Raw genomic sequence first — 24180 nt, forward strand, 5'->3', positions numbered from 1 at the left:
CGCCGCGAACGGGATGATCGTCGAGGTCGACCAGCCCGGGCGTGGCACCTTCACCACCGTCGGCAACCCCCTCAAACTCTCCGACTCCCCCACCCACATCACCCCCGCCCCCCTCCTGGGCCAACACACCCACGACATCCTCACCACCGAACTCGGCCTGGACGAAGCAGAGGTGTCGCTTCTCAAGGCGCAGGGCGTGATCTGAGCCGACGGCGGCCCGCGTCGCCGCTTCCACCCTGTTCCGGGGCCGCCGCGAGTGCTGCCCGGGACGGCGTCCGTGAGCACCCTGAACCAGAGAGGCAGCCCCGCATGTCGACACACGCACCCCGCACCGCCACGACCGCCCGTGACACCGTCATCGACCGGCTCGTGGACGCCAACCACAGCTACGCCGCCGGGTTCGTGGACCCGGGCATGGATTCCCGACCTGTGCTCGGTGTGGCCGTCGTGGCCTGCATGGACGCCCGCATCGATCTGCACGCCGCGCTCGGTCTGCACCTTGGCGACTGCCACACCATCCGCAATGCCGGCGGTGTGGTCACCGACGACACCATCCGCTCCCTGACGATCAGTCAGCGCGCCCTGGGCACCCACAGCGTCGTCCTCATCCACCACACCGGCTGCGGTCTTCAGACGCTGACCGAGGACTTCCGCACCGACCTGGAGATGGAGGTCGGCCAGCGCCCGGCCTGGGCCGTGGAGTCCTTCCGGGACGTCGACCAGGACGTACGGCAGTCCATGCAGCGGGTGCGCACCAACCCGTTCCTGCTGCACACCGACGACGTGCGCGGCTTCGTCTTCGACGTGACCACGGGGCTGCTGCGGGAGACGGACCCACGGCCCTGAGCCCGACCGTACATAGCCGCTCACGGGGTCCGAGTCGCTTACGGCGTCCGAGTCGCGTACGGCGTCCGAGCTGCTCGCGACCTCCGTGGCGCTTACGGCCTGCGTGCCGCGCAGCCGAAGTCCCGGAAACTGCCGCCGCCCACCCTCTGGTGCCGAACCAACAAGGCATGCAGAATACTGTATGCAATCAACGTCGCCGCCTGACAGCGGACCGGACACAGCTCCCGAGGGGGTCTCTCCGTGTCGTACCGCACCGCTCTCGCAGAAGTCCTGACCCACGCCGTCGCACCCTGTGCCGAACTGACCGCCGCAGAGGGCCGGTTCCCCCGGGGCGCCGTGACGGCCCTCGGGGCCACCGGACTGCTGGGGCTCACTGTCTCCAACGAGTTCGGCGGCACCGGCCTCGGGCTGCCGGAAGCAGCCGAGGTGGTGGCACGGACCGCGCGGATCTGCCCGGCCACGGCCGCCGTCCTCCAGGCGCACTACACGGCGGTCGCCGTCATCGAGGCGTACGGCAGCCCCTGGGTGCGCGCCGAGATCGCCGCCGGACGCCATCTCAGCAGCCTCGCCCTCGCCGAGGACGACACCGGCGGCCCCTACGAGGAGGGTCAACTGCTCGTGTCGCACTGCGCGGTGGTCCGCTCCGGTGGAGTGGTCGCGCTGCGCGGGCGCAAGCACCGGGTGGTCGCGGCGGGGGAGGCGGACAGCTATGTCTGGTCCTCCCGGCCGCTGGGCGTCCCGGACGGGCTGAGCCTGTGGGGGGTGCCGGCGCACGCCCCGGACCTGTTCGTACCGGCCCGGCCGGATGCCGGGGGGCCGTCCGGCAGCGCGACGTCCACCGTGCTCGCCGATCCGGCGCTGATCCCCGCCGACGCGATGCTCGGCGAGGACGGGGGCGGACTCGACATCGTGCTGCGCACGGTTCTGCCCTGGCTGCTGGAACTGCGGGCTGCCGCAGGCGCGGAGGGGCTCGGCCTCACCGGGGCCGGCGTTCCTCGCGTGCCCGGCGACCCCGATGCCACGGTACCGCCGCTGGCGGCGGGCTCCCTCGCCCCGTCCTGAACTCCCGCCCGGGGACGGCCGACCGGTTCAGTCCCGGTTCGATTCGGGGCCGGTCTGCCGGCGGTAGAAGTCGGTCGTGCGCTCGGTGTGCTTACGCATGACCTCGCCCGCGCGGTCCGCGTCACCCTTGGCGATGGCCTTGATGAGCTGGGTGTGCTCGTTCCAGGCCGCCTTGCCCCGGGGTTTGGCGATGGGCGTGTAGTACCAGCGCACCTTCTGGCCCACCTGCGCGAGCAGTTCGGCCAGGACGTCGTTGGCGGCCAGGGAGGTGACGAAGGAGTGCAGAGCGGTGTTGGCCGCGACGAGACGATCGACGTCGCCCTCGGCGAGCGCGTCGACGCCGTCCTGCTGCAACTCCCAGAGGCGCTCGACGTCCTCGGGCCGTGCGTTTTGGGCGGCGAGCTGGGCCGAGTAGGTCTCCAGCACCGAGCGGACGCCGAGGAGTTGGGCCGCCTCCTCCTCGGTGGGGGAGTGCACGAAGGCTCCCTGGGCGGGGCGCAGGTCGACCCAGCCCGCGGTCTGCAACCGCTGGAGCGCCTCCCGGACCGGCTGCCGGCTGACCCCGAGGTGCTCGGCCAGCTCGGCCTCGACCAGGTGCTGGCCGGGCTTGAGGGAGCCGTTGACGATCAGCTCGGTCAGGGCGTCGTACACGGCCTGGCGCAGTGGTGCCGGACGGGCGACGCGCCGGGACGCTGCGGCCGTGAGTGCCTCGCGCATGGTTGTCCCGTTCTGCCGCCGGGTCGACGGCTGTGCCAAGTGGTAGCCGCCGAGAGGGTTGCCGACGGCGGCCTGAGCATACAGGTTTTGGTATGCAACATGGCGTCGCCTGTCGACCGCGAGGGGCGGGTGGCAGCCCTTCCGGCGGGACCCGAGGTCCCTCGGGGCGCGGGCCGCTGTGCGGATCGGTGCACGCATCCTTGCGACGGTCGTCTGTATACAGAAGCCTGTATGGGGTATTGTCTCAGTCTCCTGCAACCCTCGCCGGGGACCCGTGTGACGGAAGGCGAAGCGATCATGACGACCAGCGGGAGCGATGTGACGGTCGAGAGCGTGGTCCGGAGGGTGGTGGCCGATCACCAGGGTCAGCGCGGCGCGCTGCTGCCCGTACTCCACGCCGTGCAGGCCGAGTTGGGCCACGTGCCCCAGGAAGCCGTACCGGTGCTCGCCGACGAGCTCAACCTCTCCCGGGCGGACGTCCACGGCGTGGTGACCTTCTACCACGACTTCCGCCGCGAGCCCGCGGGCCGTACCACGGTGCGCATCTGCCGCGCCGAGGCCTGCCAGGCGCTGGGCGCCGACCGCCTGGTGAGCTATACACGCGAGGCCGGACTGACCCTGGGGGAGACGTCCGCCGACGGGGCGGTCACCGTCGAGCAGGTCTTCTGCCTGGGCAACTGCGCCCTGGGGCCGGCGGTGGAAGCCGACGGACGGCTGTACGGACGGGTGAGTCCCGCCCGGCTGGGCTCGATCCTCGACGGGACGGTCTGATCATGGACAACTCCGCTGCGCACGGCCCCTCTTCACCCGACGCGGCGACGGTCTACGTCCCGCGCGACTCCGCGGCCCGATCCGTCGGCGCCGACGAGGTGGCCGGTGCCCTCCAACGGGCCGCCACGCGCGGGGACTTCGCCATCGACGTCGTGCGCAACGGATCGCGCGGCATGCTCTGGCTGGAGCCGTTGGTCGAAGTGGTCACCCCGCAGGGCCGCGTCGGCTACGGACCGGTGGCCCCCGAGGACGTCGACGGGCTTCTGGCCGCCGGCCTCCTCGACGGCGCCGCACACCCGCTGCGTCTCGGGCTCGTGGACGAACTGCCGTGGCTGGCCCGCCAGAACCGCGTCACCTTCGAACGGGTCGGCATTACCGACCCCCTGTCCCCACGAGACTACGTCGAACACGGCGGCCTCGCCGGACTGCGCGCGGCCCTCGCCCTCGACCCGGCGGACGTGGTCGCCGAGGTCACGGAGTCCGGGCTGCGGGGCCGCGGCGGCGCGGGGTTCCCGGCCGGCATCAAGTGGAAGACCGTACTGGACTGCGCTGACGAGCTGAAGTTCGTCTGCTGCAACGCCGACGAGGGCGACAGCGGGACCTTCGCGGACCGGATGGTCATGGAGGGCGACCCGTTCCTGCTCATCGAGGGCATGACCATCGCGGCCCACGCCGTCGGCGCGAGCGAGGGGTACGTCTACATCCGCTCCGAGTACCCGGCCGCGATCGCCACCCTGCGCGAGGCGATCGAACTCGCCCGGGAACAGGGCTGGTTGGGCCGGAACATCCTCGGCTCCGCGCTCGACTTCGACCTGCATGTGCGGGTCGGCGCGGGCGCGTACATCTGCGGCGAGGAGACCTCCATGCTGGAGAGCCTGGAGGGCAAACGCGGCATGGTCCGCGCGAAGCCGCCGATCCCGGCGATCGAGGGGCTGTTCGGCAGACCGACCGTCGTCAACAACGTCCTGACCCTCACCACCGTGCCGACCGTCCTCGCGAACGGCGCCAAGGCGTACCAGGACCTCGGCGTGGGCCGCTCCCGCGGCACCCAGGTCTTCCAACTCGGCGGCAACATCGCCCGCGGCGGCATCGTCGAGACCGCCTTCGGCATCACCCTGCGCGAGCTGATCGAGGAGTACGGCGGCGGCACCCGCACCGGGCGTCCGGTGCGCACCGCGCAGGTCGGCGGCCCGCTGGGGGCGTACCTGCCGGAGTCGCAGTTCGACCTGCCGATGGACTACGAGGCGTTCGCCGAGGCCGGGGCGATGCTCGGGCACGGCGGGATCGTGGTCTTCGACGACACCGTCGACATGGCGGCGCAGGCCCGCTTCGCGATGGAGTTCTGCGCGGCGGAGTCCTGCGGCAAGTGCACGCCGTGCAGGGTGGGTTCGGTGCGCGGCGTCGAGGTGATCGACAAAATCGTCGCCGGTACGCACCGGGAGGAGAACCTCGCCCTGCTCGAGGACCTGTGCGACCTGATGACCGACGGCTCCCTGTGCGCGATGGGCGGGCTCACCCCGATGCCCGTGCGCAGCGCTCTCGCCCACTTCCCCGACGACTTCCTCGGCGGTCGCCGGCTCCTGGACATCCAACCCGTACAGGCGACTGGCCCGACGACGGAGGGCACGGCATGACACTCCTGAAGGAACCCGACTTCGGAACCCCCGAGAGGCCCGGCCCTGCCACGGTGTCGGTGGAGGTCGACGGGCTGCCGGTGACCGTCCCCGAGGGCACCTCCGTGCTGCGCGCGGCGGCCCAGGCGGGCGTCGACATACCCAAGTTGTGTGCCACCGACAGCCTGGAGGCCTTCGGGTCCTGCCGGTTGTGCGTGGTGGAGATCGACGGCCGCCGCGGCACCCCGGCCTCCTGCACCACCCCGTGCACCGACGGGATGAGGGTGAGCACGCAGACGCCCAAGGTGGAGAAGCTCCGCCAGGGCGTCATGGAGCTCTACATCTCCGACCACCCCCTGGACTGCCTGACCTGCCCGGCCAACGGTGACTGCGAACTCCAGGACATGGCCGGGGTGGTGGGCCTGAGGCAGGTCCGCTACGGCTACGAGGGCGCCAACCACCTCGACGCCGAGAAGGACACCTCCAACCCCTACTTCGACTTCGACCCGGCCAAGTGCATCGCCTGCTCCCGCTGCGTGCGCGCCTGCGGTGAGGTCCAGGGCACCTTCGCGCTCACCATCGAGGGGCGAGGCTTCGACTCCAAGGTCTCGCCGGGTGCGGGGGAGACCTTCATGGACTCCGAGTGCGTCTCCTGCGGCGCCTGCGTCCAGGCCTGTCCCACCTCCACGCTCCAGGAGCGCTCGGTCGTCGAACTCGGCATGCCCACCCGGTCCGTCGTCACCACCTGCGCGTACTGCGGGGTCGGTTGCTCCTTCAAGGCCGAACTGCGCGGCGACGAACTCGTGCGCATGGTGCCGCACAAGGACGGCGGAGCGAACGAGGGCCACTCCTGTGTGAAGGGCCGCTTCGCCTTCGGCTACGCCACCCACCCCGACCGCCGGCTCAGGCCCATGGTCCGCGAACGGATCACCGACCCCTGGCGGGAGGTCGAGTGGGACGAGGCGATCGGCACCGTCGCCCGGCGGATGCGCGAGTTGCAGGACCGGTACGGCAAGGGCTCGGTCGGCGCGATCACCTCCTCGCGCTGCACCAACGAAGAGGTGTACGTCGTCCAGAAGATGGTCCGCGCGGCCTTCGGCAACAACAACGTCGACACCTGCGCCCGCGTCTGCCACTCCCCGACGGGGTACGGCCTGAAGCAGACCTTCGGCGAGTCGGCGGGCACCCAGGACTTCCGCTCGGTCGCCGAGGCCGACGTCATCATGGTGATCGGCGCCAACCCCACCGACGGGCACCCGGTGTTCGCGTCCCGGATGAAGCGCCGGCTGCGCGAGGGCGCCGAGCTCATCGTTGTCGACCCGCGCCGCATCGACCTCGTGCGCTCCCCGCACATCGAGGCCCGCCACCACCTCCAGCTGCGGCCCAGCACCAACGTCGCCGTGGTCAACGCCATGGCGCACGTCGTCGTCACCGAGGACCTCGTGGACCGGGCCTTCGTGGACCAGCGCTGCGAAGGCTTCCACGAGTGGGCCGAGTTCGTCGCCCGCCCGGAGAACAGCCCGGAGGCGGTCGAGGAGATCACCGGCGTCCCCGCCGCCGAACTGCGCGCCGCCGCACGGCTGTACGCCGGCGCGCGCAACGGGGCCATCTACTACGGCCTCGGCGTCACCGAGCACAGTCAGGGCTCCACCATGGTGATGGGCATGGCCAACCTGGCGATGGCATGCGGCAACATCGGCCGCGACGGCGTCGGCGTGAACCCGCTGCGCGGCCAGAACAACGTCCAGGGCTCCTGCGACATGGGCTCCTTCCCCCACGAGCTGCCCGGCTACCGGCACGTCTCCGACGACGCGGTCCGTACCGTCTTCGAGAACCTCTGGGGCGGAACCCTGCTCGCCGAGCCGGGACTTCGCATCCCCAACATGTTCGACGCGGCCATCGACGGCACCTTCCGCGGTCTGTTCGTGCACGGCGAGGACATCGCCCAGTCCGACCCCAACCTCCAGCACGTCACCGCCGCGCTCGAGGCGATGGAACTGGTCGTCGTCCAGGACCTGTTCCTCAACGAGACGGCCAAGTTCGCGCACGTCTTCCTGCCGGGTGCGTCCTTCCTGGAGAAGGACGGCACGTTCACCAACGCCGAACGGCGCATCAACCGCGTGCGGGCGGTGATGCCACCCAAGACGGGCAAGCACGAGTGGCAGATCGTCAGCGAGATCGCCACCGCCATGGGGTACCCGATGGCGTACGACCACCCGGCCCGGATCATGGACGAGATCGCCTCCGTGACGCCGACGTTCACGGGGGTCTCCTTCGACCTCCTGGACAAGCTCGGCAGCGTCCAGTGGCCCTGCAACGAGCAGGCCCCCGAGGGGACGCCCGTCATGCACGTCGACGAATTCGTGCGCGGCAAGGGCAAGTTCGTGGTCACGTCCTACGTCCCCACGAACGAACGCAGCACCCGTCGCTTCCCGCTGGTCCTGACCACCGGACGGATCCTCAGCCAGTACAACGTCGGCGCCCAGACCCGCCGTACCGGCAATGTCGCCTGGCACCCGGAGGACGTCCTGGAGCTGCATCCGCATGACGCGGAGGTCCGCGGCATCAAGGACGGCGACATGGTCACGCTGGCCAGCCGGGTGGGGGAGACGACGCTGCGCGCGGAGATCTCCGACCGGATGCCGACCGGGGTCGTGTACACCACCTTCCACCACCCCGTCACCGGCGCCAACGTGGTCACCACGGAGAACTCCGACTGGGCCACCAACTGCCCCGAGTACAAGGTGACCGCCGTCCAGGTCGGTCTCGCGCGAGGGGACCGGCGCGGCGCGGGTGACGTCGCCGAGAACGACCTCGTGACGGTGGTGGACTGAGATGACCGCGACCGTGCCGTCCGAGCTGAGGATGGCGAACGACATCGCCCGCAACCTCTCCCACCTTCCCGCGGAGCGGGCCGCCGAGGAGATCGCGGGGCACATCGCCAGGTTCTGGGACCCGCGGATGCGCGCCCGGCTCCGGGAGTTCGTCGATGCCGGCGCCGAGGGGGTCGACCCGCTGGTGGCGGCGGCCGTACGGCTCCCGCGCTGACCGACCACGCCTGAGCAGTATGACGACTTCCCCCTGTACATATCCAAATACTGCATACAGTATGGAACTGTGCAGGGGGGTGCGGTCACGGCGGCCCCGGGCGGAGAGGAGTCGTCATGCTGTTCCGGCAGCTCGAGTACTTCGTGGCGGTGGCCAGGGAACGCCACTTCGCCCGGGCGGCGGAATCCTGCTACGTCTCCCAGCCCGCGCTCTCGGCGGCGATCGCCAAGCTGGAGCGGGAGTTGAACGTCACGCTCATCAACCGCGGCCACAACTACCAGGGCCTCACCCCGGAGGGCGAGCGGCTCGTCGTCTGGGCCAAACGGATCCTCGCCGAACAGGACGCCTTCAAGGCCGAGGTGGCCGCCGTGCAGTCCGGCATCACCGGGACGCTGCGGCTCGGCACCGACCCCACCGCCTCGACCACCCTGGCCCTGCCCGTGGCCGCGTTCTGCGCCGCCCATCCGCTGGCCAAGGTGCAGGTGCGCTCCCGGCTGTCGACCAAGGAACTCCACCGCCAACTGCGCGACTACGAACTCGACGTGGCCATCGCCCACTTCGACCCCGGCGACCAGGAGGGCCTCCAGGTCGTACCCCTCTACCAGGAGCGCTACATGCTGCTGGTGTCGGACGACCACCTGGCGGCCCAGTCCTCCACCGTGACCTGGGCGGACGCGGCCCAGCTGCCGCTCGCGCTGCTCACACCCGACATGCGGATCCGGCAGGTCGTCGACACCGTGTTCGCGGAGAAGGGGTTCGTGGTCACCCCGCAGGTGGAGACGGACTCGATCGCCGCGCTCTACGCGCACGTGGGCGGCGGCGGGTGGGCCAGCATCGTCCCGCACACCTGGCTGCGCGCGATGCCGGTCGTCGGCCGCACGCGCGCCCTGCCGCTGGTCGACCCCGAGGCCGGCGCCCAGGTCTCGGTGGCCATCCACGCGGCGACCCCCGGCTCGGTCGCCGCCCGCGCCTTCGTCAACGCCGCCACCGGCCTCTCCCTGGACGACTTCTTCGCCCGCCCCCTCCCACCCGGCCACGCCGTGCGCTGACCGGCACCGGCACCCGCCCGGACGACCCCGCGGCCCGGGGGCTCTCCGCGCCTGTACGACCTTCAGATGGCCGCCGCCGGGACGGCCTCCAGACGACCTCCGCCCGGACGGCCTCAGGGCCCGGGGTGCCCCGTACCGCGTGACCTCCAGGCGCCCCGTGCCCGGACGCCCTCCAGGCGAGCTCCACCCGGACGGCCTCAGCGCCCGGGGGTGCTCCGTGCCCGGGCGACCGCCGGGTGATGCCCGCCCGGACGACCGGGGCGACGCGTGCCCGCACGACATCGAGGCGACCTCCACCCGGACGGCCCCATCACCCGGGGGCGACCCGTCCCGCACGCCCCCAGGCGACCCCCCCCCGCGCCCCCAGCCGTCCGCCCGCCCCCAGGCGACGCCCGCCCGACGAGCCTCACGACCCGGCCGCGAACCGTGCCTGTACCGCCTTGCGGTCCAGTGCCCCCTTGGCCGTGTACGGCAGTGAACCGACCATGTCGAGCCGGTCCGGGACCTCGAACGCGGCCAGTCGGTCCCGGCAGTACCGCAGGATCTCGTCGGCCCCGACGCTCTCACCCTCCCGCACCACAACCGCGGCGCCCACCCGCTGCCCGTACACCGCGTCCGGCAGGGCGAACACGGCCGCCTCGGAGACCCCCGGGCAGCCCGCGAGGACGTCCTCGACGTGCTCGGGCGAGATCTTCTCGCCGCCGCGGTTGATGAGGTTGTTGATCCGTCCGGTCAAGGACAGATACCCGTCCTCGTCCAGGGCGCCCAGGTCCCCGGTGCGCAGCCAGCCGTCCACGAACGTGTGCGCCGTCAACTCCCGGTCCCCGAGATAGCCGCGCGCGACGGTCGGACCGCGCACCCACAACTCGCCCTCCACGCCCGGCGGACACGCCCCGCCGCCCCGGCCCACGACCCGGACCTCGACCCCCGTGGGGCGCCCGACCGAGCCGTGCTTCAACTTCCCCCGACCGGGCAGCGGTTCGCTGGCCGCCTGGTGCGAGGACTCGGTCATCCCGTACGCGGACAGCAGCGGCACCCCGAGTGTGCGCTCCAGCGCCCGCTGTGTCGCCGGGTTGAGCGGCGCGCTGCCACTGCGCACGAACCTCAGCGGCGGCACCTGCGCAGCCGGGTACTCGCGCTCCGAACGGTCCAACAGGATCTCGTGGATGGCGGGGGCCGCGGTGAACCAGGTGGCGCCCACGGCACGCATGTCGTCCCAGAACGAACCCGCCGCGAACCGCCCCCGCTCCGGCACCAGTACGCAGCCCCCGCCGGCGAGGGACGCCAGCAGCGCCGCGAAGAGTCCGTGCCCGTGGAAGAAGGGCATCACCGCGACCGTGGCGTCGCGCGGCCCCAACTCGTAGGTGGCGCACAGCGACTGGACGGACGCGGCCACGTTGGCGTGGGTGAGCGGCACCATCTTCGCGCGCTCGCTGGTGCCGGCGGTGAACAGGACGAGCGCGTCCCGCGTCGACAACTCGCTCGCCGCACCGCCGTCCCGGGGTGCGGCACCGGCGCCGGGCGCGAACGTGAGCGCCGCCGCCCCCGCCCGGGAGACGTCCACGCGCAGCGGCCACACCGGAACAGGCAGCGTGGAGCCGTCCGAGGTGGGGGAGGGGGCGCCGGCAGGGACCCGGCCCAGCAGGACCGCGCGGGCGCCCAACGCCCGGACGCGAGCGCTGAGTTGGGTTGTCGGCAGCGACGGGTCCAGCGGAGCCACCACCAGACCGGCCCGTGCCGCCCCGAGCAGCGCCACGACGAACTCCGCCGTGTTGGCCGACACGAGGCCGATCGCGTCGCCGCGCGACAACCCCGTACCGCCGAGCCGGGCCGCCACCCCGTCCGCCAGGGCCGACAGGCCCCGGTAGGACAGCTGCACCCGCTCGCCGGTCACGACCAGGGCCCGGGCGTAAGGGCGTTCACGCACCTGGGCGTCGAGGAGGTCGACGAGGCCCGTGACCGCCGGGGGCCGGTACCCGTTCGCGTCGCGCACGGATGCCGTGGCCGGAACGGCCATGACCCCACCCCCTCGCGCCAGGTCCCGATGCATCAGTCCTCTGCGAGCCTGCGGTGACCTGCGGGGCGCGTCCAATACCTACTGGCGAACGGCCGATAGCGGGCGTCTATCAAGACAGGTGCGAAGCCCCGCACCAGCGGTCGATAGATGCTGCTTATCGGCTGGTCGCCGATGGGTCTTGGACGCGGACGAAGACGCTGCGGATGGTGAGAGCAGTAGCCGCTCCGGCAGGACCTGCCCAAGGAGGACCTCGGACCATGACCGCTCCCTCGCCACTGGAGACCGCGGCAGCAGCCGACGTTCCGACCGAGCTCACCGACGGGTACCACCTGGTGGTCGACGCGCTCAAGATGAACGACGTCGAGACCATCTACGGCGTGGTCGGCATCCCCATCACCGACCTGGCCCGCCTCGCCCAGGCCCAGGGCATCCGCTACATCGGCTTCCGTCACGAGAGCAACGCCGGACACGCGGCGGCCATCGCCGGCTACCTCAACAAGAAGCCGGGCGTGGCCCTGACCGTCTCCGCGCCGGGCTTCCTCAACGGCCTCGTCGCGCTGGCGAACGCGACCACCAACTGCTTTCCCATGGTCCAGATCTCCGGCTCCAGCGAGCGCCACCTCGTCGACCTCAAGCAGGGCGACTACGAGGAGATGGACCAACTCGCCGCCGCACAGCCCTTCGTGAAGGCCGCGTACCGGGTGAGCCGGATCGAGGACATCGGCCGCGGCATCGCCCGCGCCCTGCGCACCGCCGTCTCCGGGCGCCCCGGCGGCGTCTACCTCGACATCCCCGCGGCCGTGCTCGGCGCCATCATGCCCAAGGCGGACGGGGACAGGACGCTGAGCCGCCTCGTCGACCCCGCGCCGCGCCAACTGCCGGCGCCGGAGGCCGTGGACCGCGCGATCGAGCTGCTGGCGTCGGCCGAACGCCCGCTGGTGGTGCTCGGCAAGGGTGCCGCCTACGCGCAGGCGGACGCCAAGGTACGGGAGTTCATCGAGTCCACCGGCATCCCCTACGTACCGATGTCGATGGCCAAGGGCCTGCTGCCCGACGACCACCCGCAGTCCGCCGCGACCGCCCGTTCGCTCGCGCTGAAGAAGGCCGACGTCGTGATGCTCATCGGCGCCCGCCTCAACTGGCTGCTGGGCCACGGTCAGACGGGCTGGAACCCCGACGCCAGGTTCATCCAGATCGACATCGACCCCAAGGAGATGGACAGCAACCAGCCCATCTCCGCCCCGCTCGTCGGCGACATCGAGTCGGTGCTCGACACGTTCGCCGAACGCACCAAGCCCGGCCAGATCGCGGCCCCTTCGGCCTGGCGCGACGAACTCGGCGCCCGTTCAGCGCAGAACGTCGCCAAGATGGCCGAGCGCCTGGCGGCCGACCCGCACCCCATGCAGTTCATGGGCGCGCTGAAGGCCGTACGCGATGTCGTGCACGCGCATCCGGAGACGTACATCGTCAACGAGGGCGCCAACGCGCTGGACATCGCCCGCAACGTCATCGACATGCACGTACCCCGCCACCGCCTCGACAGCGGCACCTGGGGCGTCATGGGCATCGGCATGGGGTACGCCATCGCCGCCGCCGTCGAGAGCGGTGCGCCGGTGGTCGCGATCGAGGGTGACAGCGCCTTCGGGTTCAGCGGCATCGAGATCGAGACCATCTGCCGCTACCAGCTGCCCGTCGTCACGGTGATCATGAACAACGGCGGTGTCTACCGCGGTGACGACACCAACCCGTACGACGACGCCCCCGCGCCCACCACCCTCATGTCGGCGGCACGGCACGACCTGCTCATCGAGGCGTTCGGCGGCAAGGGCTACCGGGCCACCACGCCCGCCGAGGTCACCGCCGCCCTCACCGACGCCCTCGCCTCCGGCGGACCGGCGCTCATCGACTGCGTGATCGACCCCTCGGCCGGCACCGAGAGCGGCCACATCTCGCACCTCAACCCCAAGGGCATCACCGTCGGCAACATCGCGCCGGCGAAGAAGTGACCCCGAACCGCACCGCGAACTCCCCTTCCGTACGCGTACGTTCAGGAAAAGGAAGCAGACATGAGTGAAAAGCCGCTCGCCGGAATCAAGGTGATCGACTTCACCGGGGTCCAGGCCGGTCCCGCCTGCACGCAGATGCTCGCCTGGTTCGGCGCCGACGTGCTGAAGGTGGAACGCCCCAACGGCGGCGATGTGACGCGTCGTCAGCTGCGCGACATCGAGGACCTCGACGCGCTGTACTTCACGATGCTCAACAGCAACAAGCGCTCCCTCGCCATCAACACCAAGACCAGTGAGGGCAAGGAGGTGTTGGAGAAGCTCATCCGCGACGCCGACGTCCTCGTGGAGAACTTCGCCCCGGGCGCCCTGGACCGGATGGGCTTCTCCTGGGAGCGCATCCAGGAGCTCAACCCGCGACTGATCTTCGGCTCGGTCAAGGGCTTCAACGACCAGTCCTCCTGGAACGACCTCAAGGTCTACGAGAACGTCGCCCAGTGCGCGGGCGGCGCGGCCTCCACCACCGGCTTCTGGGACGGCCCGCCGACCATCTCCGGCGCCGCCCTCGGTGACACCAACACCGGTATGCACCTGGCGATCGGCATCCTCACCGCGATCATCGACCGGGCCAAGACAGGCAGGGGCCAGAAGGTCTCCGTCTCCATGCAGGACGCCGTCCTCAACCTCTGCCGCGTCAAGCTGCGCGACCAGCAGCGCCTGGAGCGCGTCGGTTACCTGGAGGAGTACCCGCAGTATCCCAACGGCGAGTTCACCGACGTGGTGCCCCGTGGCGGCAACGCGGGCGGCGGCGGCCAGCCCGGCTGGGTGCTCAAGTGCAAGGGTTGGGAGACCGACCCGAACGCCTACATCTACTTCACCGTCCAGGAACAGAACTGGAAGCGCACCGCCGAGGCGATCGGCCATCCCGAGTGGGCCGACGACCCGGACTACGCCACCGCGCGCGCCCGCCAGCCGCGCATCTTCGAGATCTTCGAGGAGATCGAGAAGTGGCTCGCGGACAAGACCAAGTACGAGGCCGTCGACATCCTGCGCGAGTGGGAGGTGCCCTGCGCCCCGGTGATGAGCATGAAGGAGATCGCCTACGACGAGGACCTGCGCCGCAGCGGCACCATCGTCGAGGTCGAGCAGAAGGAGCGCGGCACCTATCTGACCGTGGGCAGCCCGGTGAAGTTCTCCTCCTTCAAGCCCGAGGTCACCGGCGCCCCGCTGCTCGGCGAGCACAGCTCCGAGGTGCTGGTCGAACTCGGCTATGACGAGGAGACCATCGGCCGGCTGAAGGAGAGCGGCGTCATCGTCTGACCGGCGACCGGAAGGGGCCGTGACCTGGTGGTCACGGCCCCTTCGGCATGTCCGGCCCCTGCTCAGACGGAAGCCTCGGCCCGCCGACGCATCAACTCCCGCTCCCGCTCGCGGCGCGCGGTCACATCCCGGATGACCGCCCCGACATACGTGCTGCCGTCGGGGCCGGGCAGCAGCACCACGCTGAACTCGATGGACAGCTTGCGGCCGTCCGCCGCCAGCGCGGGCACGTTCAGCAGATCGGCGTCCCCGTACTTGCTGTACCCCCGCTCCATGGCTTCCTCGAAGCCTTGCTGATGCCGCTTGCGGTGTCGCTCGGGGATGATGACGTCCAGGCTGCGACCGGCCACGTCGGCCGCCGGGAACCCGAAGACGCGTTCCGCGCCCCGGTTCCAGTAGCGGATCAGCCCTTCACCGTCGACGATCACGATGGCGTCGGGCGCCTGGTCGGCCATGGCCAGCACCACGTCGGGATTCAGGTCTTCCATGTCGCCTCCGAAACGGGGCCGTTGGATGCTGCGCGAATGAACTGGGCGACAGTATACCGGCGATCGTATACAGCATTCCAGGCTGGACGGCTGCAATCCGGGGTTCTGAGAGAAGACTGAGGCGGGACCTCCCCGGCGCAGGGGGCGCTCCCCGCCGGTAGAGGTCCCGCCGTCGTGCAGCGGGGGGCCGGTCAGCCGCGCCCCGCAGGGTGGTGCGGTCCGCTCCCGCGTGCACGTTCATGGAGGTGTCGCCCGTAGGTCAGGGGCGGGGAAGTCTGTCGACGAAATATTGTCTACAGGATGAGCCTGCCGCCAGCAAGGGTTTGGACCGGCCCCCGAACGGCACCCGGCGTTTCCGAGGGGGCCGCCCCCACCCGGGTGTTCAGGCGTTTGTGCGCCGTAGACTGTAGGCGAAAGACAATCCATACTTGCCTCTGCTCTCGCATACAGCGATGACGCTGCCGAGGAGGGTCCGTGATGTTGTCGACGCCAGGACTGCCGCAGGGTGCGGTGCCCAAGCTCGAACGGCCCGGTCCGTTGCGTGATCGTGTGTACGAGGCGCTGCTGGAGTTGATCACGACGCGTGCGCTGCAGCCGGGTCAGCATCTGGTGGAGAGTGAACTGGCGGGCCATCTGGGGGTGTCGCGGCAGCCGGTGCGGGAGGCGTTGCAGCGGTTGAACACCGAGGGGTGGGTGGATCTCCGGCCGGCGCAGGGCGCGTTCGTGCATGAGCCGACGGAGGAGGAGGCCGACCAACTCCTCACGGTGCGGACCTTGTTGGAGGCGGAGGCCGCCCGCCTCGCCGCGGCCAATGCGGGCAAGGAGGCCATCGGCGTACTGGAGGAGCTGTGCGCGCAGGGCGAGAGTGCGGTCGCCGCCGACGACGTGGACGCCGCCGTCGCCATGAACGCCCGACTGCACGCGAAGATCATGGAACTCGCGGGCAACGCCGTCCTCGCCGAGCTGGCGGCACAGGTCGACCGGCGTGTGCGCTGGTACTACACGCCGGTGGCGCGGCAGCGCGGACGCCAGTCCTGGATCGAGCACCGCGAGCTGATCGCGGCGATCGCCGACCGTGACGAGGAGCGTGCCACGGCGGTGATGCGGGCGCACACGGAACACACGCGGAAGATGTACCACGAGCGGGAGAAGTAGGGTCCGGCCGGCCGCGTGGCCGGGGATGGCTGCTTCCGGACGGCGTCTTCCCTCTCGCTCTTACAGTTGATCGACCCTGGGTACAGTCGCCGCATGGCCGACGACGAGGGACCCGAGCTACCGGAGGACCGGCTCGGCCACCTCCTCGAGCGGGCGCGGGCCAAGCTGGCCAGGGCGTCCGCCGAGGCCCTCGCGCCGCACGGCGTGGACGGCCATGAGCTGACGGTGCTGGCGGTGCTCGCCGACGCGCCGTCGCCGTCGCAGGTGGAGGCGGCCGTACGGCTGGGTGTGGACCGTACGAACGATGGTGGCGCTCATCGACGGCCTGGAGGACCAGGGGCTGGTCGCACGGCGTCGCAGTCCGTGGGATCGGCGCAAGAACATCGTCGAGCTGACGGCCGCGGGGGAGGACTGCCTGAGCCGGGCCGAACAGGCGCGGCGGGGTGCCGAACGCCGCTTCCTCGCGCCCCTCGTTGAGGAGACGGCCGCCTCGCTCGTACGGGCGCTCAGGACCCTCGTCGCGGAGGAACGCTCACGGAGGAACCCGCCCGCGTAATCGTTTCGTCGCTCCAGGTGAGGCTTCCGCGGGGGCACCGCCCGGCGCCACGGGACCGCTGCTCGGGGCACGGATATGCACGTGAAAGGCACTCCGAAAGCTTGGTATTGTTGTCCATGTCGCCGCGGGGAACACCCCCGGTCAGGCGGCAGACACCTAGTCCGGGTGGCGGAATGGCAGACGCGCTAGCTTGAGGTGCTAGTGCCCTTTATCGGGCGTGGGGGTTCAAGTCCCCCCTCGGACACCAGCTGAGACCCCTGTTCATCAGGGGTCTCTTGCTTTCCCCCGCCCCCGCTCCCGTCCTCGTCGTCCTGCGAGGGTTGCCGGGCCTCGCTGCGCACCGCGCCCATGCCGGCGACCGTGACCAGGACGATGCCGGAGGCCTGGGCCCACGACGGCTGCTCGGACAGCAGGACGAATCCGACGACCGTCCCGATGGCGGGTTCCAGGCTCATCAGGGTGCCGAAGACCGTGGTGGACAGGTTGCGCAGGGCAACCATCTCGGCGGCGTACGGCAGGATCGGCAGGAGCAGGGCCGCGAGGGCGGACAGGGCGAGGGCCTGCGGGGTCATGTGGCCGACGATGTGACCGGCCCCGGCGAACGGCAGGGTCACCACCGACGCCGCGACCATGGAGACCGCGAGCCCGCCCAGGCCCGTGAACTGGGCGCCGACCCGCTTGGTGAGCAGGATGTAGCCGGCCCAGCCCGCCGCCGCCCCGAGCGCGAAGCCGACCCCGGTCAGATCGACCTCACCGCTCCAGGGCCGGGTCAGGGCGAGCACACCGACCGCCGCCGTCAGCGGCCACAGCACGTCGATCCGGCGCCGCAGCCCCGCCACCGCCACGCCCAGGGGGCCGAGGAACTCCAGAGCCGTGGCCGTGCCCAGGGGGATGCGGACGACGGCCTCGAAGTACAGCAGGGTGAGCAGCCCGCTGACCGCGCCGAGCAGCAGCGCGGTCCCCGTCTGACGCCGGTCACGGCCGCGGACGCGGGGCCGGGCGATGAGCCACAGGACGACCGCCGCCCAGGTCAGGCGCAGCCAGGCGGTACCGGCGGGCGTGAACTTCTCGAAGAGATAGCTGGAGGCGCCGGCCCCGGTCTGCACACTGGCCATGGCCACCAGGGCGAGTGCCATGCCCCGGTAGCGCGGCCCGGCGTCCGGGCCGAGGGACAGCTTCGGGCCGTGGTTCATGAGACGCGCGCCCCGTCGGCCGCGAGGTCCGCCGGGCCGTCCGGGGCGGGCGGGGCGGTGACGGTGCCGAGGTCCGCCGGTACGTCCCGCACCGGCGGTGTGGTGACGACGGTGGCGATCGGGTGTCCGGTGGCGTGCCCGGCGGCCGGTGCGGCCTCCTCGTGGTGGCCCTCGGTGAGGGCGAGCAGCCACCGGCCCACCTCGGGCGCCCAGGCCACCCCCAGGGTCTCGGCGTCCCGCTTCACGCGCTCCGGACGGACCGCCGCCTGCCGGGCCAAGTAGAGCTGCGCGCGGTCCGGGTCGACGGCGGGCAGCGAGGGCAGCCGGGCGGTGACGAAGTCGAGCCAGTGCGCGTCCCCGTCCTCCAGGGCGTCGTCCAGCAACGCCCCCACGTCCTCCGCGCGCAGGCGCACCCCGCCCCGCCGGCACGCCAGCTCGACCAGCGCGCGGTCGCCGACCGAGACCCCCAACGCGTAGGCCTGCGGGGCATGGTGGGCGAGCAGGTCGGCATCATCGTGGCGCTCGAAGGCGAAGCGGACGGCGGGGGCGCTGTCCGAGGACAGCAGCCGCCGCCACAGGGGAGCGTCGAGAGACCGCCAGTCGGCATCCGCGAACACCGGGAACAGGGCCGGCAGTTCGGCGAAGCGGTCTGCGGACACCAGGCGCCGGAACACCTTCGCGAACCCCTCGATACGGGGCGGCGGACGCAGACAGGCGAGGGCCTTGGCCAGGTCGTGCAGGGTGCCGTCGGTGACCGCCTCGGCGACGGCGCGGTGGATCTCCCGGGCGTCGAGGCGGACTTCCACGTCGGCGAGGCGGGCCAGCCTGCGCAGCGGTCCGTGTCTGCCGCTGGCGAGGAGGGTGCGGATGCCGGTCGCGGCGGCCTCCGGGGCGAACCGGACGCGGACGCCGGAGAGTTGGCGCATGTAGTCCACGGCGCCGAGGCGGCCCGCGGCCACCAGGACGTCGTAGGACCGCAGGACCGTCTCCTCGTCCAGGGTGGGGCGCACCCCGGTCGCGGCGATGATCTGCTCGATGCCGCCGGCGTTGCCCCGGCGTGCGAGGCGGGCGCAGGCCCGGTCGATGCGTTCGGGGGCCGTCCGTACGGCGGCCGGCAGGTGCGCGTACAGGAAGCAGAAGTCGTCGACCACGCCCCGGTCCAGCGCCCGTTCCGCCGCACGGGCCACTGCCTCGGTGGGAAGCCCGGCCATGACGGGAACGTATTTGTTCACCTGCTCGAGGACGTATATCTCGTCCCTGTCGAGCAGCCGTCGCACCTGCTCGGTGAGGAATTCCGCCGGCAGCCGGGTGAGCTTCTCGGGGGCGTCCTCGGAGAGTTGCTTGAAGAGATTCCGGTACGCGCGCATCGTCCTATCCCGCCAGCGCCATCTGCTTCGGCACGAAGGGCAGCAGGTGGCCGAAGTCGTGGTCACGGTTGAAACGCACCATGGCCTTGCGCAGTTCGGGGTCGTACCCCTCACGGCCGCGGAAGTCGGTGCTCTCGTCGGCGAGTTCCTCGCTCCACAGACCCGTGTAGACGGGAAGCCCCAGGGCGTGACCGGCCAGGACGACCTCGAAGATGCCCTGAATGGTGGGCGGCGTCCAGTCACCCGGCTGCGTGGTCTGCTGGAGATACGACCCCTCGGCGACATAGGTGGGCGTCAGATAGATGACCAACTCGGTGCCGTGGCGGTCGCAGAGGTCCTTGAGGTACTCCATCGTCGCGACCGCCTCGCGCACCCCGTGCTCGTCCGACATCCGCGGCGCCGGCTTGATCAGGACGTACGACGTCAGACGCACCCCCAGCGCGCCCAGCAGCGCGACCCGGTCCTCCATCACCCGGCGGGAGATCTTCTTCTTCAGGACGGTCTGCCGGATGAAGTCGTCCTGCGTCTCGAACCCGACCGTCACATCGAGCCGTGGCGCGTGCGTGGTCCGGGCGATGTGCTCCAGGTAGTCCCGCTTGACGTACTCGGGACGGGTCTCGATGGACAGCACCTCGAGGTTCTCCATCTCCCGCGCGCGGTGCAGCAGATGATCGACGGACTCCCGGTGGAAGCGCCGCGGGTCGAGGGCGGAACCCTCGTTGCCGAAGCACAACTGACGGTACTCGCCCAGTTCACCGGCTTTGCTGTCGAAGACGTGGTCGATCTGGTTGTTGATCTGCTCGGCCGTCACCTCGAACGTCGCCGAGCGGGTGGGCAGAGCGCAATACGTGCACTTGAACTGGCACTTCGTCGTGTAGAAGGACAGGACGAGATCGCGCCTGCCGAGGAACTTCCGAGTGCCGACGTAGAGCGGCGTGTTCGGATCGTGGGTCTCGATGTTCTCAGACATGGTGTGGCTGCCTTCCGTCGATGTACGGCCGTTCGCATTCAGGTCGGTCGTTCGGTCGTTCGTACGTCAGCGCCACGGATACAGAACGATCTTTCCGCATTCCCTGGTGAGCTGGAGTTTCCAGGCCTGCTCGATGTCGTCGAGCGCGAAGGTGTGGGTGATGAACCGGTCGATCAGCGGGCCGGTGCGCGAAATGACGTCGAGCATTCCCGGCGCGTGCTGGAGATACAGATCGAGGCTGCCGTGGAGGGTTACACCCTTCTGGATCAGGTCCCGGTCGACGTGGAGCGCCAGCTCGCCGGACTCCCCGAGGAAGGTGACCCGCCCGCCGCGCCCCACCGCGTCCAGGCCGAACCGCTGGTGGGTGGCCTGCGCCGAACAGTCGATGACATGGTCGACGCCCCGGCCCGCGGTGAACTCCCGTACGGCGGCCAGCGCGTCCGGCGCGCCCAGGTCCACGATCGACTCCGCGCCCAACTCCCGTGCCAGTTCCCGGCGGTAGGGGCTGCGTCCGGCACAGATCACCCGGGCTCCTCTGGCCCGCCCGTTGATCACGGCGCCGAGCCCCACCTGGCCGAGCCCGGTGACGAGGACCGTGTCGCCCGCGGCGACTCCCATGTTCTCCATCGCCGTGTACGTCGCGCCCATCCCGCAACAGGCCATCGCGGCATGCTCGTACGGCATCCCGTCGGGGATCCGGAGCAGCAGACGCTCCCGCTTGATCATGTACTGCGCGAAGCCGCACTCACCGGACTCGCCGGCACACACCGTGAGCGGGTCCTCGGTGTCGGCGCAGTGCGCGTACCGTCCCGAGACGCACATCGCGCAGCGCCCGCACGGATAGCCGCTGAGCACGACCACCCGGTCACCCGGCCGGAACGGGCTGCCGGGGCGGGCCTCGACCACCTCTCCGGCCGCCTCGTGACCGAGCGAGTCCCAGCGGTTGCGGTCCCTGAAGTCCCAGTGCTCGTACGCCAGATGCTCATTGCACATCGGGGCCGCGACCACCTTCACCAGGACGTAGTCCTCGGCGATCCGCGGCAGCGGCTTGTGGATGATCCGGCTGACGCCGGGGCCGTCCAGTGCGGCGACTTTCATACGTGCCTCTTCGGGCATGGTCGGTGCTCCAGGAGGTCGGGGAGGTCGTCGATCCGGTTCCGGGGCGGCGCGGTCCACGCGGCTCGTGGCGTGCCTGGTCGAGGAATTGGGGTCGGCGCGCGCTGTGTGCTGTTCGTGGCCGGACGGCGCACCGTGGGGTGGGGGGCGCGACCGGGGCACCGCGAGGGGTGGGGGGGTGCCGCCGGAGATCGCCGCCGCACACCCGCGCGGCACACGGATCCCGACGCCTTGGCTGGACGCCGCCTCGTGCGGGGCCGCAACGCCTCGCCAGATCCGCTGGAGCGATCGTTCACAGTCTCTGCGGACCCGCTAGGGCTCCACTCGACCGACGGCGGAGCGGCCCTCCTCAAGGGGCGGCACCCTGCCCGATACGGCGATAATTCGGGTGCCCCACACCGCCGACGCTCCCTACACTCGCCACGCACCCCCGCTCAGGGCCGGTGCCCGCCATGACGAGGATCGACGAGTGAGGGGAGACCGGCCGTGCGAGACCGCGCCGCTGTAGTCGTTCCCCCGTCGTACGACGTGATCCTCGTGTCCTTCTCCGTCCGGTGCCCGCTGCGCGGCCGGTACCGGATGCCCCGGACGCACGACTGAGCCTCAACACTCCCTTGTTGTACGGCTTTTGACGCGCCGTCAGCTGATGCACTCTCTGTCCGGGAATCGCGCCGCCCTGTCACCTCGCACCCGAAAGGCCTTGGGCCGTGCGCACCCACCTCAACACCCTCGCTGTCGTCCGCAACCTCGGCATCCTCGCCCACGTCGACGCCGGCAAGACCACCGTCACCGAGCGGATCCTCTTCGCGACCGGCACCACGCACCGACGCGGTGAGGTCCACGACGGCACGACCGTCACCGACTTCGACCCGCAGGAGCGCGACCGTGGCATCACGATCTTCGCGGCGGCCGTCAGTTGTGCCTGGGACGGCCACCGGATCAACCTGATCGACACACCGGGGCACGTCGACTTCGCCGACGAGGTGGAGCGCTCGCTGCGGGTGCTCGACGGGGCGGTCGCGGTCTTCGACGCCGTGGCGGGGGTCGAACCGCAGAGCGAGTCGGTCTGGCGGCAGGCCGACCGGTACGGCGTACCGAGGATCGCGTTCGTCAACAAGCTGGACCGCGCGGGCGCCGACCTCGACACCGCCGTCGAGTCGATCCGTGAGCGACTGCACCCGGCTCCGCTGGTCGTGCAGTTGCCCATCGGCGCGGAGGACGGCTTCCGGGGTGTCGTGGACCTGGTCCGGATGCGGGCGCTGACCTGGACCGACGGCGGCGAGATGGTCGTGGGGGAGGTGCCCGGGGAACTGCGTGAGGAGGCGCTGCGGCGGCGCCGGGTCCTGGAGGAGACGGTGGCCGAACTGGACCCGGCCGCACTGGAGGAGTTCTGCGCGCGCTCGACCTCCGACGTGCAGGCGCTCGACACGCAGGCACTCCACCCGCGCACGCTCGTCCGCGCCCTGCGCGACCTCACGCGCAGCGGCGACGGTGTGGTCGTGCTGTGCGGCTCGGCCTACCGCAACCGCGGGATCGAGCCGCTGCTGGACGCGGTGGTGGCCTACCTGCCCTCGCCGCTGGACGTGCCGCCGGTGCGGGGCACGTTCGGCGACACCCCGCAGGAACGGCCCGCCGACCCGGCGGCGCCCCTCGCGGCGCTGGTGTTCAAGGTGAACGCCACCCCGACCGGGCGCCTCACCTACCTGCGGGTCTACTCCGGAACGATCGAGAAGGGAGACACGGTCATGGACACCGGCGCGCGACGCACCGAACGCGTGGGCCGCATCCTGCGGGTGCGGGCCGACCGGCACGCCCAGCTGGAGCGGGCCGTCGCCGGTGACATCGTGGCCGTGGTGGGGCTGAAGTCCGCGCGGGCCGGGGCGACCCTGTGCGCGCCGCAGGCCCCGCTCGTCCTCGAACCGCCGAGCGTGGCCGAACCGGTCGTCTCGGTGGCGGTCGAGGCGGTCCGGTCCACCGACACCGACCGGCTGGCCACGGCTCTCGCGCGGCTCGCGGAGGAGGATCCGTCGCTGGTCGTGCGGACCGACCCGGAGACCGGGCAGACGGTGCTGTCCGGCATGGGCGAACTGCATCTGGAGGTCGCGCTGGAGAAGGTGCGGCGCGATCAGGGGCTGGACGTCAACGCCGGGCGGCCGAGGGTCGCACACCGTGAGACCGTCGTGCGCGGGGTGTCAGGGCATGTCTTCCGGCACGTCAAACAGGACGGCGGCGCGGGGCAGTTCGCGCATGTCGTGCTCGACGTGGAGCCGTGGGACGGTGACGCCGGGTTCGAGTTCAGGTCGACTGTCGTAGGCGGGCGGGTGCCGCAGGAGTACGTGCGGGCGGTCGAGGCCGGCTGCCGGGACGCGCTGGCCGAGGGGCCGATCGGCGGCCACCCGGTGACCGGGGTGCGCGTCACGCTCACCGACGGGGCGACCCACGTGAAGGACTCCTCCGACACGGCGTTCCGTACGGCGGGCCGGCTCGGACTGCGGCAGGCCCTGCGCGCCTGTGCGACGGTTCTGCTGGAGCCGGTGGCCGAGGTCACGGTCACCGTGCCCGACGCCGCGGTCGGGGGAGTGCTCGGCGACCTCGCGGCACGGCGCGGCCGGGTCACCGCGTCGGCCACGCGGGCCGGCTCGGCGGTCGTCACGGCGACGGTGCCACTGGCCGAACTCTTCGGCTACGCCACCCGGTTGCGCAGCCGCACCCAGGGCCGCGGCACCTTCACGGCCCGCCCAACGGGCTACGCCCCGACACCGACAGCCACGGCAGGGGTTCTGCGGTGACGTCCAGGTGCGCGTAGGCGGGGGGGGCTTGCGGTGACGCCGGCGGGGGTGGTCTTGCGGTGACGTCGGCGGGGGTGGTTCTGCGGTGACGCTGGGCGCG

Annotated in this window: 19 protein-coding genes, 1 tRNA gene and 2 pseudogenes; 14 read left to right on the forward strand and 8 right to left on the reverse strand. The window is 71.2% G+C overall.

Annotation, left to right across the window (positions count from 1 at the left end; genetic code table 11):
- The 3 genes and pseudogenes from ACH41F_RS10435 to ACH41F_RS10445 all read left to right on the forward strand — a co-directional run.
- Window positions 1-205: pseudogene (locus ACH41F_RS10435) on the forward strand (formyl-CoA transferase); the annotation flags it as partial.
- Window positions 206-309: 104 nt separating this feature from the next.
- Window positions 310-846 (forward strand): beta-class carbonic anhydrase, encoded by a 537-nt coding sequence (locus ACH41F_RS10440; protein ID WP_398834296.1) that lies wholly within the window; start codon window positions 310-312, stop codon window positions 844-846.
- Between the two features lie 240 nt (window positions 847-1086).
- A complete protein-coding gene (locus ACH41F_RS10445; RefSeq protein ID WP_398834298.1) occupies window positions 1087-1908 on the forward strand; it encodes an acyl-CoA dehydrogenase family protein in 822 nt (273 codons plus the stop codon).
- 27 nt (window positions 1909-1935) lie between these two features.
- On the opposite strand, the gene ACH41F_RS10450 is transcribed toward ACH41F_RS10445, so the two are convergent.
- Window positions 1936-2625, reverse strand: coding sequence for an FCD domain-containing protein (locus tag ACH41F_RS10450; RefSeq protein ID WP_391235617.1), 690 nt, complete (start codon window positions 2623-2625; stop codon window positions 1936-1938).
- 297 nt (window positions 2626-2922) lie between these two features.
- On the opposite strand from ACH41F_RS10450, the gene ACH41F_RS10455 reads away from it, so the two are divergent.
- From ACH41F_RS10455 to ACH41F_RS10475, 5 genes are all read left to right on the forward strand, one after another.
- Entirely contained in the window at window positions 2923-3396 is a 474-nt protein-coding gene (locus tag ACH41F_RS10455; protein WP_391235614.1) for a formate dehydrogenase subunit gamma, read from the forward strand.
- Window positions 3397-3398: 2 nt separating this feature from the next.
- Window positions 3399-5030: an NADH-ubiquinone oxidoreductase-F iron-sulfur binding region domain-containing protein gene (locus ACH41F_RS10460; RefSeq protein ID WP_391235611.1), complete on the forward strand. Its 1632-nt coding sequence runs from the start codon at window positions 3399-3401 to the stop codon at window positions 5028-5030.
- Window positions 5027-7843, forward strand: a complete 2817-nt coding sequence (gene fdhF, locus ACH41F_RS10465; RefSeq protein WP_398834301.1) for a formate dehydrogenase subunit alpha — start codon at window positions 5027-5029, stop codon at window positions 7841-7843. Before ACH41F_RS10460 ends, fdhF begins: the two co-directional genes overlap by 4 nt.
- Before the next feature lies 1 nt (window position 7844).
- The gene (locus tag ACH41F_RS10470; RefSeq protein ID WP_391235605.1) at window positions 7845-8057 is read left to right on the forward strand and encodes a formate dehydrogenase subunit delta; all 213 of its coding nucleotides are present in this window, start codon (window positions 7845-7847) and stop codon (window positions 8055-8057) included.
- 116 nt (window positions 8058-8173) lie between these two features.
- Window positions 8174-9106, forward strand: a complete 933-nt coding sequence (locus ACH41F_RS10475; RefSeq protein WP_398834304.1) for a LysR family transcriptional regulator — start codon at window positions 8174-8176, stop codon at window positions 9104-9106.
- A 406-nt stretch (window positions 9107-9512) separates the two neighbouring features.
- On the opposite strand, the gene ACH41F_RS10480 is transcribed toward ACH41F_RS10475, so the two are convergent.
- Window positions 9513-11123 carry a FadD7 family fatty acid--CoA ligase gene (locus tag ACH41F_RS10480; protein ID WP_398834305.1) on the reverse strand — a complete coding sequence of 537 codons (1611 nt, stop codon included), beginning with the start codon at window positions 11121-11123 and terminating at the stop codon, window positions 9513-9515.
- 257 nt (window positions 11124-11380) lie between these two features.
- Between ACH41F_RS10480 and oxc the strand changes: the two genes are divergently transcribed.
- Window positions 11381-13129 (forward strand): oxalyl-CoA decarboxylase, encoded by a 1749-nt coding sequence (oxc, locus tag ACH41F_RS10485; protein ID WP_398834307.1) that lies wholly within the window; start codon window positions 11381-11383, stop codon window positions 13127-13129.
- Between the two features lie 60 nt (window positions 13130-13189).
- Entirely contained in the window at window positions 13190-14446 is a 1257-nt protein-coding gene (frc, locus tag ACH41F_RS10490) for a formyl-CoA transferase (RefSeq protein WP_391235594.1), read from the forward strand.
- A 62-nt stretch (window positions 14447-14508) separates the two neighbouring features.
- Here the strand turns inward: frc and ACH41F_RS10495 are convergent, their stop codons facing one another.
- A complete protein-coding gene (locus ACH41F_RS10495) occupies window positions 14509-14934 on the reverse strand; it encodes a PAS domain S-box protein (RefSeq protein ID WP_391235591.1) in 426 nt (141 codons plus the stop codon).
- Window positions 14935-15411: 477 nt separating this feature from the next.
- On the opposite strand from ACH41F_RS10495, the gene ACH41F_RS10500 reads away from it, so the two are divergent.
- Window positions 15412-16089 (forward strand): FCD domain-containing protein, encoded by a 678-nt coding sequence (locus ACH41F_RS10500; RefSeq protein ID WP_391235589.1) that lies wholly within the window; start codon window positions 15412-15414, stop codon window positions 16087-16089.
- 117 nt (window positions 16090-16206) lie between these two features.
- On the opposite strand, the gene ACH41F_RS10505 is transcribed toward ACH41F_RS10500, so the two are convergent.
- Entirely contained in the window at window positions 16207-16407 is a 201-nt protein-coding gene (locus ACH41F_RS10505; protein ID WP_398834311.1) for a hypothetical protein, read from the reverse strand.
- Here ACH41F_RS10505 and ACH41F_RS10510 point away from each other — a divergent pair.
- Both ACH41F_RS10510 and ACH41F_RS10515 read left to right on the forward strand, forming a co-directional pair.
- On the forward strand, window positions 16394-16645 hold the full coding sequence (locus ACH41F_RS10510) for a MarR family winged helix-turn-helix transcriptional regulator (RefSeq protein ID WP_398834313.1): 252 nt from the start codon (window positions 16394-16396) through the stop codon (window positions 16643-16645). The genes ACH41F_RS10505 and ACH41F_RS10510 overlap by 14 nt on opposite strands.
- 159 nt (window positions 16646-16804) lie before the next feature.
- Window positions 16805-16892: transfer RNA gene (locus ACH41F_RS10515), tRNA-Leu, on the forward strand.
- A gap of 118 nt (window positions 16893-17010) precedes the next feature.
- Here the strand turns inward: ACH41F_RS10515 and ACH41F_RS10520 are convergent.
- From ACH41F_RS10520 to ACH41F_RS10535, 4 genes and pseudogenes are all read right to left on the reverse strand, one after another.
- Window positions 17011-17838, reverse strand: a pseudogene (locus ACH41F_RS10520) (EamA family transporter); the annotation flags it as partial.
- Window positions 17835-19205, reverse strand: a complete 1371-nt coding sequence (locus tag ACH41F_RS10525) for a hypothetical protein (protein ID WP_398834315.1) — start codon at window positions 19203-19205, stop codon at window positions 17835-17837. The pseudogene ACH41F_RS10520 and the gene ACH41F_RS10525, both read right to left, overlap by 4 nt.
- Window positions 19206-19209: 4 nt before the next feature.
- Window positions 19210-20175 carry a hypothetical protein gene (locus tag ACH41F_RS10530; RefSeq protein WP_391235579.1) on the reverse strand — a complete coding sequence of 322 codons (966 nt, stop codon included), beginning with the start codon at window positions 20173-20175 and terminating at the stop codon, window positions 19210-19212.
- Window positions 20176-20241: 66 nt separating this feature from the next.
- Window positions 20242-21273, reverse strand: a complete 1032-nt coding sequence (locus ACH41F_RS10535; protein WP_398834318.1) for a zinc-binding dehydrogenase — start codon at window positions 21271-21273, stop codon at window positions 20242-20244.
- 725 nt (window positions 21274-21998) lie between these two features.
- Here ACH41F_RS10535 and fusA point away from each other — a divergent pair.
- Window positions 21999-24080, forward strand: coding sequence for an elongation factor G (fusA, locus tag ACH41F_RS10540; RefSeq protein WP_398834320.1), 2082 nt, complete (start codon window positions 21999-22001; stop codon window positions 24078-24080).
- Window positions 24081-24180: the final 100 nt, after the last annotated feature.

Origin of the sequence: Streptomyces sp. NPDC020489, from assembly GCF_044386545.1 — a bacterium.
GTDB lineage: Bacteria > Actinomycetota > Actinomycetes > Streptomycetales > Streptomycetaceae > Streptomyces.